Source organism: Stenotrophomonas rhizophila (assembly GCF_003751305.1).
GTDB classification, from domain to species: domain Bacteria; phylum Pseudomonadota; class Gammaproteobacteria; order Xanthomonadales; family Xanthomonadaceae; genus Stenotrophomonas; species Stenotrophomonas rhizophila_B.
Window position 1 is genome coordinate 1,245,334 of record NZ_RJKV01000002.1, and the last position, 13,428, is coordinate 1,258,761.

The window sequence follows — 13,428 nt, forward strand, 5'->3', positions numbered from 1 at the left end:
CTCTCATTGCACCGCGCCGGTCAGGCGCAGCAGCCACAACAGGCCAAATCCGGCCAGGGCGGTCGCGCTCATCACGGCCCACGCCCGCAGCCCGGTGCGGAAGCTGAAGGCCCAGATCGCCGCCAGCATCCACAGCGGAATGAAGGCGATCAGGCTGGGTACCAGCGCGCTCTGCCACGGCCCCGGCGGCAGCCAGGCGACCAGGCCGGTGGCCGCGGCCGCGACGAAGAAGCCCGCCAGGAGGCCGGCGCCCGCGCGGGCCCACATCAGCGCATCACCTGTGCCGGGCGGTGCCAGGCAGCAAGCAGCGGCAGCAGGACCGCCGCCAGCATCCAGCTGCACAGCATCACCACCACGCCGGTGGCGATGCCCAGATTGGCGATCCACAGCCACAGCGCCGCCACCGCAGCCACCAGACTGATCTGCCGGCCAAGGCGGCCGGCACGGCGCAGGCGCGGCCAGCGGCAGTGCGGTGAGGCGGCATACAGCGCCAGCGCGGAAAACGCGGAGCCGACCAGCGCCAGGCTGCAGAAGCCGAGCGAGGTCAGGGCAACAGTGATCATCGGCAATCCAATCAGCAAACCTGTTCCGGGCAGGACAGTAATCCGCGCATGGTAATCATTGCGGTTTGTGGGCGCCACACGGGCGCATTCAGGCGGTCCTGTTGCTTGGCCGCAGTCGGAGCGGCGCATTCATCGGCGGATTGGTTTAAGATCAGGGCATCTCTATCGAGGCAACAAGGTGGCCCGCGCCCTGCGCCGGTCTAGCGTGTGACATGAGCACTACCACCGCCCACCGCTGAACGCCCCCGACGGCCCCTGACGCAGGCGCCCTCGTGGCGCTTTTTTATTGCCTCGCCCCCGGATTCTCCAGGCCCCCTTGCGGGCCACCAGACCAAAGCACTCTCATGATCGCGATCACGCTCCCCGACGGCAGCCGCCGTGAATTCGAAAACCCCGTCAGTGTCATGGACGTCGCCCAGTCCATCGGCGCCGGCCTGGCCAAGGCCACCATCGCCGGTGCCGTGGATGGCGTGCTGGTCGATGCCAGTGACGTTATCGACCACGATGCCAGCCTGCGCATCATCACCGCCAAGGACGAGGAGGGCGTTGAGATCATCCGCCACTCCGCCGCCCATCTGGTCGGTCATGCGGTCAAGCAGCTGTACCCGGACGTCAAGATGGTGATCGGCCCGGTCATCGCCGAAGGCTTCTACTACGACATCTACTCCGAGCGTCCGTTCACGCCCGACGACATGGCCGCCATCGAAAAGCGCATGGCCGAGCTGATCGCGCAGGACTACGACGTCATCAAGAAGGTTACCCCGCGTGCGGAGGTCATCGAGATCTTCAAGGCGCGTGGCGAAGACTACAAGCTGCGCCTGATCGACGACATGTCGCCGGATATCCAGGCCATGGGCATGTACTACCACCAGGAATACGTGGACATGTGCCGAGGCCCGCACGTGCCCAACACGCGCTTCCTGAAGGCCTTCAAGCTGACCCGCATTTCCGGGGCCTACTGGCGCGGCGATGCCAAGAACGAGCAGCTGCAGCGCATCTACGGCACCGCCTGGGCCGACAAGAAGCAGCTTGAGGCCTACATCAAGCGCATCGAAGAAGCCGAAATGCGCGATCACCGCCGCATCGGCAAGCAGCAGGAGCTGTTCCACCTGCAGGAAGAGGCCCCGGGCCTGGTGTTCTGGCACCCCAAGGGCTGGGCGCTGTGGCAGGTGGTCGAGCAGCACATGCGCCGTGTGTACCGCGACAGCGGCTACGGCGAAGTGCGCTGCCCGCAGATCCTGGATGTGTCGCTGTGGCAGAAGTCCGGCCACTGGGACAACTACCAGGAAAACATGTTCTTCACCGAATCGGAGAAGCGCACCTACGCGGTCAAGCCGATGAACTGCCCGGGCCACATCCAGGTGTTCAACCAGGGCCTGCACAGCTACCGCGATCTGCCGATCCGCTACGGCGAGTTCGGTTCGTGCCACCGCAACGAGCCCTCCGGCGCGCTGCACGGCATCCTGCGCGTGCGTGGTTTCACCCAGGACGACGGCCACGTGTTCTGCACCGAGTCGCAGATCGAAGCCGAAGTGACGGCCTTCCACCAGCAGGCGCTGGCGGTGTACACGACCTTCGGTTTCGACGAGATCCAGATCAAGATCGCGCTGCGCCCGGAAAAGCGCCTCGGCGATGACGCCACCTGGGACAAGGCCGAAGCCGCGCTGCGTTCGGCGCTGGGCAACTGTGGCGTGGAATGGCAGGAGCTGCCGGGCGAGGGCGCCTTCTACGGCCCGAAGATCGAGTACCACCTCAAGGACGCCATCGGCCGTACCTGGCAGCTGGGCACGATGCAGGTCGATTTCATGATGCCCGGCCGCCTCGGCGCCGAGTACGTGGACGAAAACAGCCAGAAAAAGCACCCGGTCATGCTGCACCGGGCGATCGTCGGCTCGATGGAGCGGTTCATCGGCATCCTGATCGAACACCACGCCGGGTCCTTCCCGTCCTGGCTGGCTCCGACCCAGGTGGTGGTGGCCAATATCACCGATGCGCAGGCTGAATACGTCAGCGAAGTACGGAAAACCCTTGCAGATCAAGGCTTCCGCGTGAACGCCGATTTGCGCAACGAGAAGATCGGATATAAGATTCGCGAGCATACGCTGCAGCGGGTCCCGTACCTGCTGGTGGTTGGCGACCGTGAGAAGGAAAATGGCGCCGTGGCCGTGCGTACGCGCTCTGGCGAAGATCTGGGCAGCATGTCCGTCCAGGCCTTCATCGAGCGGTTGCAGGCAGAACAGTCCGTGTAAGAAAGTCCCGGCCCTGCGGATGCTCCGCGATGGGCCGGTTTGATTCCTCTGGGAGATTGCAATATCAGTACCCCTGACAACAAACAGAACCGCAAGAATCAGGAAATCCGGGTGCCGCGCGTCCGCGTGATCGGCAGCGACGGAGAAATGATTGGTGTGTTGACGCGTGACGAAGCGCTGTCGATGGCCGAAGACGAAGGTCTGGACCTGGTCGAGATTCAGCCGCAGGCTGATCCGCCGGTGTGCAAGATCATGGACTTCGGCAAGTTCAAGTTCGAAGCGCAGAAGAAGGCCAACGAGGCCAAGAAGAAGACCAAGCAGGTCGAGATCAAGGAAGTGAAGTTCCGCCCGGTCACCGACGAAGGTGATTACCAGATCAAGCTGCGCAAGATGCGCGGTTTCCTGGAAGAGGGCGACAAGATCAAGGTCAACATCCGCTTCCGTGGCCGTGAAATGAGCCATCAGGAACTGGGTCGCGAGATGGCCAGCCGGATCGAAGGTGATCTGGGCGAGGACATCGTGATCGAGTCCCGTCCGCGCCTTGAAGGCCGGCAGATGGTGATGATGATCGCGCCGAAGAAGAAGTAACCGGCCATCGGCCCCAGCCCGGACGGGCGGGGCGTAGAGCCGGGCCATGCCCGGCTGCCGGCGCCGCCGGCGTCGAGTGCTTCAGATTCGCGTTACAAGGCACGGGCGCCTTTTCAGGCGCCTGCTGCCGTTTGCCGTGGCCGCAGCCTCTGCGTCCCGTCCGGCAGGCGTTCCACGCCTGCCGGCACCGGTAAACACCCGCCCAATCAAGCGTTTGCAACTGCCTGGATTCACGGGCATAATGGGCGGCCCCGTTTTGCGGGGGTGCTGTTTTGAACGGTTTCCCGCCCCATAAAGGCACGCTGTTTCAACGGCAAACAGGACCGGCCTGGTTCCCATAGGGGATCCCGGGCTTACAAGCAGGCAAGGGCACGGACGGAAAGTGTGGCAATGCCACCGCCCTGGTCAGTGACAAAACATCATCAAGGACATAGCAATGCCCAAGATCAAGACCAACCGGGCGGCGGCCAAGCGCTTCCGCAAGACCGCGTCCGGCAAGTTCAAGGCTGGCCACGCCAACCGTAGCCACATCCTCACGAAGAAGTCGACCAAGCGGAAGCGCAATCTGCGTCAGACGAACCATGTTCGTGCAGAAGACGCAGGCCGTTTGAACCGTATGCTTCCCTACCTCTGAGGACTGACCCATGGCACGAGTAAAGCGTGGCGTACAGGCGCGTCGCCGCCACAAGAAAATTCTGACCCTGGCGAAGGGTTACTACAACGCTCGCCGCAAGGTCTTCCGCGTTGCCAAGCAGGCCGTGATCAAGGCACAGCAGTACGCCTACATCGGTCGTAAGCAGAAGAAGCGCAACTTCCGTTCGCTGTGGATCACCCGCATCAACGCGGCTGCCCGCATCAACGGCCTGAGCTACAGCCGTTTCATGAACGGCCTGCTCAAGTCCGGCATCACCCTGGACCGTAAGGTTCTGGCTGACATCGCCGTGCACGACGCAGCTGGTTTTGCTGCACTGGCCGAAAAGGCCAAGGGCGCACTGGCGGCATAAGTCCATTCCCCTGCCGTTGCCGTTCACGCGCAACGGCTGTGGGTAAGGCAAATGCATGGGGAAGGGCGCAAGTCCTTCCCCATTCTTTTTTGTGTTGGCGGTGGCGCTCCCGGTGCCATCGATCGACAGCGGTGGCGACGGGGGTCGGCCCGACGCGCATCGCGATGGCATACCGACGCGAGGCTCCGGCTATCCATGAGTGACATCCAATCCCTGACCACGCAGGCACTGGCCGACGTGGCCGCTGCCCAGAGCCCCGATGCGCTGGAAGCCCTGCGCGTGGCCCTGCTGGGCAAGAACGGCAGCATCACCGCCCAGCTCAAGCAGCTCGGTGGCCTGCCAGCCGATGAGCGCAAAGCCGCCGGCGAAGCCATCAACCGTGCCCGTGACGCGCTGAGCAGCGCGCTGGGGGATCGCAAGGCCGTGCTGGAAGACGCTGCGCTGGACGCGCGCCTGGCCGCCGAAGCGATCGACATCACCCTGCCGGGCCGTCGCGATGAGCGCGGTGGCCTGCACCCGGTGACCCGTACCCTGGAGCGCATCACCGAGATCTTCGGCCGCCTCGGTTACGAGCTCTCCGAAGGCCCGGAAATCGAAGACGATTGGCACAACTTCGAAGCGCTGAACTTCCCGCCGCACCACCCGGCGCGCGCGATGCACGACACCTTCTATTTCGGCGATGGCCGCCTGCTGCGCACGCATACCTCCGGGGTGCAGGTGCGCTACATGGGCGAGCACGCCCCGCCGCTGCGCATGATCGCGGCCGGCAAGGTGTACCGCAGCGACAGCGACCAGACCCATTCGCCGATGTTCCACCAGGTCGAAGGCCTGCTGGTCGACGAGCACTCCACGTTCGCCGATCTCAAGGGCACGCTGTCCGAGTTCGTGCGCGCGTTCTTCGAGCGCGATTTCGAGATGCGTTTCCGTCCCAGCTACTTCCCCTTCGTGGAACCCGGCGCGGAAGTGGACATCGCCTGGCAGCAGCCCGACGGCAGCACCCGCTGGCTGGAAGTGCTCGGCTGCGGCATGGTCCACCCGAACGTGCTGCGCAGCGTCGGCATCGATCCGGAGCGCTATACCGGCTTCGCCTTCGGCCTGGGCGTGGAGCGCTTTGCGATGCTGCGTTACGGCGTCAACGACCTGCGCGCATTCTTCGAAAACGACGTGCGGTTCCTGAAGCAGTTCGCGTAAGCGCGTCAGCGTAGCGCCGGGCCATGCCCGGCTGGACAGGATTCAAGACCATCACGGCCCAGGCGCCTGCGCCGGGTCCACCAGGGTGACACCATGAAATTCTCTGAAAACTGGCTGCGCAGCCACGTCCCGACCACCGTCTCGCGCGATGAACTCAGCGCGGTGCTGACCGCGATCGGTCTGGAAGTGGAAGAGGTCGATGCGCTGGGCGATGGCCTGCAGCATGTGGTCGTGGCGAAGATCATTTCCGCCGAACGCCATCCCGAAGCCGACCGCCTGCAGATCTGCCAGGTCGATGCGGGGCAGGGCGAGCACCTGCAGATCGTCTGTGGCGCGCCGAACGCGCGCCCGGGTCTGGTCGCGCCGCTGGCGATGGTCGGCGCGCAGATCGGCGATCTGAAGATCAAGCCGGCCAAGCTGCGTGGCGTGGACTCCAACGGCATGCTGTGTTCGGCCAAGGAACTGGGCCTGGACACCGATGCCTCCGGCCTGTTCGAACTGCCGGACGATGCGCCGGTCGGCCAGACCCTGGTGGAGTACCTCGGCCTGCCCGACGCCAGTATCGAGATCAAGCTGACCCCGAACCGCGCCGATTGCTTCAGCATCCGCGGCATCGCCTTCGACGTGGCCGCCGCGTGCGCCAGTGAAGTGGTGCCGTTCGATGCCGCGCCGGTCGCCGCCGTGGGCACGCGCGAGCTGACGGTCCAGCTGGACGCCGGTGCCGAAGCCCCGCGTTACGTCGGCCGCGTGATCGAGGGCGTCAACGCCCGCGCCGCCACCCCGTTGTGGATGGCCGAGCGCCTGCGCCGCAGTGGCGTGCGCCCGGTGTCGCTGCTGGTGGACGTCACCCAGTACGTGATGCTGGAACTCGGCCAGCCGATGCATGCTTTCGATCTCGGCACCCTGCAGGGCAGCATCGGCGTGCGCCGTTCGCGCACGGGTGAAACCCTGAAACTGCTCGACGGTCGCGATGCCGCGCTGGACGACAGCTTCCTGCTCGTCACCGATGCGGACCGCCCGATTGCGCTGGCCGGCCTGATGGGCGGCTTCGATACGCGCGTCACCGACGACACCACGAACGTATTCCTGGAGGCCGCGCACTTCGCGCCCGCCGCGATCATGGGCCGTGGCCGCAAGCTGGGCCTGCACACCGATGCCGGCCACCGCTTCGAACGCGGTGTCGACCCGGTGCTGCCGCGCGCGGCGATCGAGTACGCCACCCGCCTGATTCTGGACCTGGCCGGCGGCACCCCCGCGCCGGTCACCGAGGCCGTGCGTGAGGCTGACCTGCCCGCGACCGCCACCATCGGCCTGCGCCGCGCCCGTATCGCGCGCGTGCTGGGCATCCAGATCGCCGATGCCGATGTGGAGCGCATCCTGCGCGCGCTGGGCATGGAGGTGGTCGCGACCGCCGATGGTTGGCAGGTCACCGCGCCCAGCCGCCGCTTCGACATCGCCATCGAAGAAGACCTGATCGAAGAGCTGGCCCGTATCCACGGCTACGAGCAGATTCCGACCACGCTGCCGGGCGGTGCCTCGCGCGTGGCGATGCCGACCGAGAGCCGCCTGGACGACCTGAGCGTCCGTCGCCAGCTGGTCGCTCGTGACCTGCAGGAAACCATCAACTACGCCTTCGTCGATGCCGCGCTGCTTGCACAGTGGCAGCTGGACGAGGGCCTGGTAGCGCTGGCCAATCCGCTCTCCGCAGAACTGGCGGTGATGCGCCCGTCGCTGCTGCCGGGCCTGGTCGCCACCCTGGGCCGCAATGCCGCCCGCCAGCTGGGCCGCGTGCGCCTGTTCGAACTGGGCCGCGTATTCCATCAGCAGGCCGGCGAAGGCCAGCCCGCGCCGCTGGAAACCCAGCGCGTGGCCGCCGCGATCTGTGGCGATGCCGACACCCAGCAGTGGGGTCTGCCGACCCGCAAGGTCGATTTCCACGACCTCAAGGGCGACCTGGAATCGCTGGCCGCAGCCAGTGGCGCCGAGCTGGCGTTCACGCCGTCGCAGCGTCCGTATGGTCACCCGGCACGGTCGGCCGAGGTCTCCCGTGACGGCGTCAGCCTGGGCTGGATCGGCCAGATCCACCCGCGCCTGGCCAAGTCCATGGATATCGACGTGGACGTGTTCGCCTTCGAGTTGGACCTGGCGCCGTTGGCCGCCCGCGCGCTGCCGCGCGCGACCGAGCTGTCGCGCTTCCCCTCGATGCGCCGCGATCTGGCCTTCCTGGTGCCCGAGGCCGCGGCCTGGGCCGACCTGGAAGCCACCCTGCGCCGCGCCGTCGGGCCGCTCCTGCGCGAGGTCACCCTGTTCGACCGGTACGTCGGCCAGGGGGTCGAGCCGGGGTTCAAGAGTCTCGCTATGGGCTTGATTTTGCAGGACAAGTCGCGCACTCTGACGGACCGCGACGTGGATGCGGTGGTGGCCGAGGCGGTCTCTGCCATGGAGCGTGAACATCACGCCCGGATCCGCGGTTGAGCGGGAAGCATGGGGGATAGCAGGCAATGGCATTGACCAAGGCGGAGATGGCCGAGAAGCTGTTCGACGAAGTCGGTCTGAACAAGCGCGAAGCCAAGGAATTTGTCGACGCGTTCTTCGATGTGCTGCGGGAAGCATTGGAACAGGGACGTCAGGTGAAGCTGTCCGGCTTCGGGAATTTCGACCTGCGGCGCAAGAACCAGCGCCCGGGTCGCAACCCCAAGACCGGTGAGGAAATTCCGATTTCCGCCCGTACGGTGGTCACCTTCCGTCCGGGCCAGAAGCTCAAGGAAAGGGTAGAGGCATATGCTGGATCCGGGCAGTAACCGAGAACTTCCGCCGATACCGGCCAAGCGCTACTTCACCATCGGTGAGGTCAGCGAACTGTGCGACGTCAAACCGCATGTGCTGCGTTACTGGGAAACCGAGTTCCCCAGTCTCGAGCCGGCCAAGCGCCGCGGCAACCGCCGCTACTACCAGCGCCACGATGTGCTGATGGTGCGCCAGATCCGCGGCCTGCTCTATGAGCAGGGCTACACCATCGGCGGCGCGCGCCTGCGCCTGGAAGGTGCCGATGCGCGCGAGGAATCGGCGCTGAGCAACCAGATCATCAAGCAGACGCGGATGGAACTGGAAGAAGTGCTGCAATTGCTGCGCCGCTGAACCATTTTTCACGCAAACCCGTTATACTCGTCGGCCCGCTGAGAGGCGGGGACATTGCCAGCATCATCGGGGCGTAGCGCAGCCTGGTAGCGCATCTGCCTGGGGGGCAGAGGGTCGTCGGTTCAAATCCGGCCGTCCCGACCATTGTTGGTATTGAGATCAAAGGCTTGCACGTAACCGTGCGAGCCTTTTTTCTTTGCTCACCCTATTACCACCCTGCTGCCACCCTATCGGTTGTAGTCAGTCTGCAGCGGCTGACCCATATTGCGGCGTGGGCAGTTGATCTTAACGTCTTGTAATTTGATACGCTGGCGCCGTTGGCAGCCAGTCAACTGGCCGTCTAACGGCATAGATGGAGAACTGCATTTCGCATGGATAGGGAAGTCGTCCAAATTGGTGGGGTCGGGCCGCCACTGCTTGTCCCCCCGCTCAAGTGGGCTGGGGGCAAGAGATGGTTTGTAGCGAGACATCTCGATCTTGTGCCAGATCGGTTCGAGCGGTACATCGAGCCGTTTTTGGGCTCGGGCGCTCTGTTTTTCGCTTTAAGGCCGGCTGCTGCGCTTTTGTCGGATCTCAATTCCGACCTGATTAATCTCTACAGTTGTATACGCGATTGTCCGATCGAGTTGTCGAAACTCTTGGCTCGCCATCAGCGTCTGCATTCGGCTGAGCACTACTACCGAGTTAGAGCGCAGCAACTTAGATCACCTCTCACTCAAGCGGCTCGGTTCTTGTATCTAAACCGGACATGTTGGAACGGCCTTTATCGAGTAAATCGTCAAGGAAAATTCAACGTGCCTATTGGAAGCAAGACATCGGTCGTTTTGGAGAGTGACGATTTTAGTGCGTTGTCATCGGCAATGAAAAACGTCGACTTCCGGACCTCTGACTTCGAAAAGGCAGTCGATGCCGCGAAATCGGGGGACTTCGTCTTCATCGATCCTCCGTACACTGTTGCCCACAATAACAATGGCTTCGTCAATTACAACGAGAGCCTTTTTAGCTGGGCAGACCAAGTCAGGTTGCGAAAGGCAGTCGATAGGGCAGTTTCCAGGGGGGCAAAGGTGCTGATTACGAATGCGGCGCATCAATCCATCTATAGCCTTTATCAGGGGTACGAGCAGCTTCGAGTGAGTCGAGCGGGGGTCATCGCGGCAAACGGCGCGGCCCGTGGTAGCTTTAACGAAGTAGTTATCCGGTGCTATTGAGTCTGACCTTATGAAATTACAAGAGCTAAGGAAAGCGGTCGACAAGTGTTGGGAGGCGACCACTAGGTATGTCTCTGGCGCGCCATGGGTAATGGCGTTAGCAGAGGTGGGATTTTCGCTTCTTGTCTCCAATTGCGCGCTGCTCTTCGCAGTTTTTGTTTACATGGTTCACTCGAAGGGCGAAGAGCTTAGCTTTGAATTGGCCTTGAGGATCATACTTTCGTCGATCAATAAATACGAAATTGTTGTTTACATACTGGCCATCCTTGCGCCTGCGATGTGGATAATGATCAACAATTGGAAGGCGCGAAAGTACAATCTATTGTTCTGGGTTCTGTTCTTCGCTCAGTTTTCGATTATCGTATGCTGCTTTTATATATATGGTGCCGGAAAGTCGGGGGAGACCATCAACGAAGCATTCGTGGAGGTAGTCGCGAAAATAAGCATCGTTGCTGCTGTCTGCATTTGGTATATTACTGTTTGGTTTCAGCGTTCCTTCTTTGATGATATTGGGCAGAGGGTGTCGGCAGCAAAACCCTCGGATGGTGCTGGAGATATTCTCGGCGGACTTAAGGTAGGGGAGGGCTGATGACTAGCGCAATTAAAGTTCCGGCCATCAGGGTGGTTCAGCCTATCGGAGAGTTTTACTCTGCCGTAATTTCGGCAGATGATCTCATCGAAGTGTCATATTCCGACATGCGTAGAATTGAGAAGGATCTTGATCGCTATGTGGGGATCCAGCGCAAGCTAGATCCCGGCCGAGTGGAGGAAATTGGAAAGTTCGTCATCTCTCGTGATGCGACATTTCCCTCTTCCATAGTGCTTGCAGTGCCAGGGGAATGCGCTCGCTTCGACCCTGCAACTGGCACGCTCACTCTGACCGGAGGCGAGTTGGAGGACGGGAGCATTGTTGAGCTTAAGGACGTTGCTAAGATTTTAGATGGCCAGCATCGGGTTGAAGGCTTGAAAGCTCCGGGTCGAAAGAGATTCGATGTGCCGGTATCTATTTTTGTGGATGCCGACATTGCTGATCAGGCGTACGTGTTCGCGACTGTCAATCTTGCGCAGACCAAGGTAAACAAGAGTCTTGTTTATGATCTGCTCGACTATGCTGCCGCAAGAAGCCCACAGAAGACCGCCCATGAAATAGCGGTGGCATTAGATAAGCTTGAGGGCGGGCCATTTCACGAGATGATCAAGCGTCTCGGAACTGCAACCCCTGGTCGCACGCAAGGTAGCGAGACGCTAGCGCAAGCAACTTTTGTTGGTTCGCTTTTGCCCTTCATCAGTTCGCGTCCGGAAGAGGATAGGTACGCGTTAGCAAAGGGTCGAAAAGTGAAGGCGGACGACTCGTCCTATCAGAAGACTCCGTGGCGTTTTCTTTGGGTTGATGAGAGAGATACCGAGATCGCTCAAATTTTGGTCAACTACTTCATGGCGGTTTCACTGAAGTGGGAAGCTGCGTGGAAAACGCGTGAAGCTGGCCAAATACTGCCTCGGACCAATGGGTTTAGAGCGCTGATGAGGTTGCTCAAGTTGATTTACCTGAAGGAAAGGCCTCGCCCTGATCATGACTTTCCTGTGATATCTCAGAAGAAATTCTCAGAGTATTTGGGTAGGAGCAAGTTGAAGGATTCGGATTTCAATAAAGATGATTTTGTTCCTGGCACGGGCGGGGAGACTGCCCTCTTTAAGAGAATGGCTCTGGAACTGGGCTTGCGGGGCGGTGGCGCCGAGGAGCTTTAGGCGGGAAGGAAAGGCCGGGCGCGTTTCTGTTTCCTTTATCCATGCTGATTGGACGTTAGGCATCAAAGGAGAAGTCAGTGGCAACGAAGAACGATCTGCAAGGTTGGGTTCAGAACGCTCTTACTCATCTAGGGAGGCGTGGATCTCTCACAGATGTCGCAAAAGAGATTTGGCGCGTTCATGAGGGCGATTTGCGCTCTTCGGGCGATCTCTTCTACACATGGCAATATGACATGCGCTGGGCAGCGAATCGTCTGCGTGTGAAAGGCATCATGCAGCCCGTCGCCGTGTCACCGCCTGGAGTTTGGGTCCTCGTCTAGGCCCGAGCCGGCAGCAGGTGCAGTCGCTATATGTCGGCCTATTTCCCGCCATGAGGGACTGATGGTTGGAGCCCGCTGCTCTCTTATTTGTCGTAAGGAATTTGACGCACGAGCACTTTCCCTGGCTGAACTTCCTGCCATGGAATGTCGTGTCCTTCCAAATAATGCTCAGTCATAGTTGCGGATGAGTGGCCCATGAGGCCTTGAACCTGTTCAATTGTCGACCCCGATTCGCTCACCATGGCGCCGCCTAAGCTCCGAATTTCGTGGAAGCTCGGTGGGTTGTCGCCGCACACCCCCGCGGCCTCGCGCGCGTCTTGGAATGCACGGGTCAATTGCTCCGGCATAACCTGGGTGTGGTGCTGGCGCGCTGCGGCGCGCTTGTCCGATGGACGCGCGCGATCGGGCAGGCGATGCACCACGTATGGCGATAGCACGGTGTCGCGTGCCTGGGCGAGCAGCTTGGCCAGCTCGTCACCGATCCTGATCTTCAACTTCACCAGTGTGCTGCCCTCGGTCTTCTGCGGGACTACCCACAGGAAGCCATCGCGCACGTCGGAGAACTTCAGCGAGACTACGTCGTCGCGGCGCAGCAGCGTCACCAGCGATAGGTCCATCGCCAGCCGGAGCCACGGCTCAGCTTGGTCCCAGTTCGCCGCATACACCTCCTTCGTCAGACGCGCGCGTTTTCGCTCGTGTTGGAACCGGCGTGTTGCCAGGACCGGGTTGGTGTCGATCCAGCCTTCCTGCACGGCGCAGCCGAGGATCCAGCCCAGCACCAGCCGGAACTGTTGGCGCGCGCGATCGGAGGGCGTGACCGCGCGAATGAACTCTGCGCAGTCCTTGACCGTGACCCCTTCGACGGGCCGAGCACCTATGCCGGCTTCGATGCGACGGATCACGCTCTCATACACCTCCGCCGTCTTCGGGGCCCACTTGCGCCCAGGGATATCGTCCCGGCGGAACACTGCGATCGCATCGGCGACGGTGTCCTTTGAGCCAATCACCCGGTCCACGAGGTCGTTCGTGGGCATGAGTAGCGTATTGAGCTTTTTGGCAGCGGCGAAGGCTTTCATCTTATCCATTCCCATCCAGGTCTCCCGCTTGGTCACGGGGTGTCGGTACTTGAATCCATCCCGGTTGGGGTAGAGGTTTCCCGGCCATCCTTGGCGGCTTTTGCTGCCTGGTCGCGGTGCTATTCGTATCAACCTGCCTTCAGCACGCGCTCGACGAGCAGGTCGCCGTCGGCAAGCCATTCGTCTTCGTCGATGAACCACGTGCCACCGACTCTCTTGCCGGGAATCTTGCCGTCGCGAAGCCAGCGCTGCAGCTTGGCTACGCTCGGGCGGCTAGTGTCGTCGAAGTACTTTTGCAGCCATTTATCCGCGGTCAGTAGTTTCATTCCTGGCATCCCATGCTTG

The 13,428-nt window shown here is 61.8% G+C and carries 15 protein-coding genes and 1 tRNA gene; 12 read left to right on the forward strand and 4 right to left on the reverse strand.

The annotated features are described in order from the left end of the window. Positions 1–3: 3 nt before the first annotated feature. Together EDF74_RS13995 and EDF74_RS14000 are read right to left on the reverse strand one after the other, a co-directional pair. Positions 4–267, reverse strand: a complete 264-nt coding sequence (locus EDF74_RS13995) for a hypothetical protein (protein WP_123730649.1) — start codon at positions 265–267, stop codon at positions 4–6. Beyond that, complete coding sequence (locus tag EDF74_RS14000) at positions 267–563, reverse strand: hypothetical protein (protein WP_123730650.1); 297 nt, start codon at positions 561–563, stop codon at positions 267–269. The genes EDF74_RS13995 and EDF74_RS14000 overlap by 1 nt, the downstream gene beginning before the upstream one ends. Before the next feature lie 344 nt (positions 564–907). Here EDF74_RS14000 and thrS point away from each other — a divergent pair, with 344 nt between their 5' ends. From thrS to EDF74_RS14060, 12 genes are all read left to right on the forward strand, one after another. Further along, complete coding sequence (gene thrS, locus EDF74_RS14005) at positions 908–2,812, forward strand: threonine--tRNA ligase (RefSeq protein WP_123730651.1); 1,905 nt, start codon at positions 908–910, stop codon at positions 2,810–2,812. Between the two features lie 48 nt (positions 2,813–2,860). Continuing rightward, positions 2,861–3,400, forward strand: a complete 540-nt coding sequence (gene infC, locus EDF74_RS14010) for a translation initiation factor IF-3 (protein WP_172838068.1) — start codon at positions 2,861–2,863, stop codon at positions 3,398–3,400. Positions 3,401–3,836: 436 nt separating this feature from the next. Continuing rightward, positions 3,837–4,034 carry a 50S ribosomal protein L35 gene (gene rpmI / locus EDF74_RS14015; RefSeq protein WP_017355265.1) on the forward strand — a complete coding sequence of 66 codons (198 nt, stop codon included), beginning with the start codon at positions 3,837–3,839 and terminating at the stop codon, positions 4,032–4,034. A 10-nt stretch (positions 4,035–4,044) separates the two neighbouring features. After that, a complete protein-coding gene (gene rplT, locus EDF74_RS14020; RefSeq protein ID WP_017355264.1) occupies positions 4,045–4,404 on the forward strand; it encodes a 50S ribosomal protein L20 in 360 nt (119 codons plus the stop codon). A gap of 195 nt (positions 4,405–4,599) precedes the next feature. Next, the gene (locus EDF74_RS14025) at positions 4,600–5,595 is read left to right on the forward strand and encodes a phenylalanine--tRNA ligase subunit alpha (RefSeq protein WP_123730652.1); all 996 of its coding nucleotides are present in this window, start codon (positions 4,600–4,602) and stop codon (positions 5,593–5,595) included. Positions 5,596–5,688: 93 nt separating this feature from the next. Continuing rightward, positions 5,689–8,070, forward strand: coding sequence for a phenylalanine--tRNA ligase subunit beta (gene pheT, locus EDF74_RS14030; protein ID WP_123730653.1), 2,382 nt, complete (start codon positions 5,689–5,691; stop codon positions 8,068–8,070). 26 nt (positions 8,071–8,096) lie between these two features. After that, on the forward strand, positions 8,097–8,396 hold the full coding sequence (locus tag EDF74_RS14035; RefSeq protein WP_005410432.1) for an integration host factor subunit alpha: 300 nt from the start codon (positions 8,097–8,099) through the stop codon (positions 8,394–8,396). Further along, positions 8,377–8,733: a MerR family transcriptional regulator gene (locus tag EDF74_RS14040; RefSeq protein WP_019182707.1), complete on the forward strand. Its 357-nt coding sequence runs from the start codon at positions 8,377–8,379 to the stop codon at positions 8,731–8,733. The genes EDF74_RS14035 and EDF74_RS14040 overlap by 20 nt, the downstream gene beginning before the upstream one ends. A gap of 67 nt (positions 8,734–8,800) precedes the next feature. After that, positions 8,801–8,877: transfer RNA gene (locus EDF74_RS14045), tRNA-Pro, on the forward strand. Between the two features lie 227 nt (positions 8,878–9,104). Next, a complete protein-coding gene (locus EDF74_RS14050; RefSeq protein WP_123730654.1) occupies positions 9,105–9,941 on the forward strand; it encodes a DNA adenine methylase in 837 nt (278 codons plus the stop codon). 10 nt (positions 9,942–9,951) lie between these two features. Continuing rightward, complete coding sequence (locus tag EDF74_RS14055) at positions 9,952–10,530, forward strand: hypothetical protein (protein WP_123730655.1); 579 nt, start codon at positions 9,952–9,954, stop codon at positions 10,528–10,530. Continuing rightward, positions 10,530–11,687, forward strand: a complete 1,158-nt coding sequence (locus tag EDF74_RS14060) for a DGQHR domain-containing protein (protein WP_123730656.1) — start codon at positions 10,530–10,532, stop codon at positions 11,685–11,687. The genes EDF74_RS14055 and EDF74_RS14060 overlap by 1 nt, the downstream gene beginning before the upstream one ends. A 403-nt stretch (positions 11,688–12,090) precedes the next feature. On the opposite strand, the gene EDF74_RS14070 is transcribed toward EDF74_RS14060, so the two are convergent. Together EDF74_RS14070 and EDF74_RS14075 are read right to left on the reverse strand one after the other, a co-directional pair. Further along, on the reverse strand, positions 12,091–13,263 hold the full coding sequence (locus EDF74_RS14070) for a tyrosine-type recombinase/integrase (protein ID WP_123730658.1): 1,173 nt from the start codon (positions 13,261–13,263) through the stop codon (positions 12,091–12,093). Continuing rightward, positions 13,212–13,409: a helix-turn-helix domain-containing protein gene (locus tag EDF74_RS14075; RefSeq protein ID WP_123730659.1), complete on the reverse strand. Its 198-nt coding sequence runs from the start codon at positions 13,407–13,409 to the stop codon at positions 13,212–13,214. The genes EDF74_RS14070 and EDF74_RS14075 overlap by 52 nt, the downstream gene beginning before the upstream one ends. Positions 13,410–13,428 lie beyond the last annotated feature (19 nt).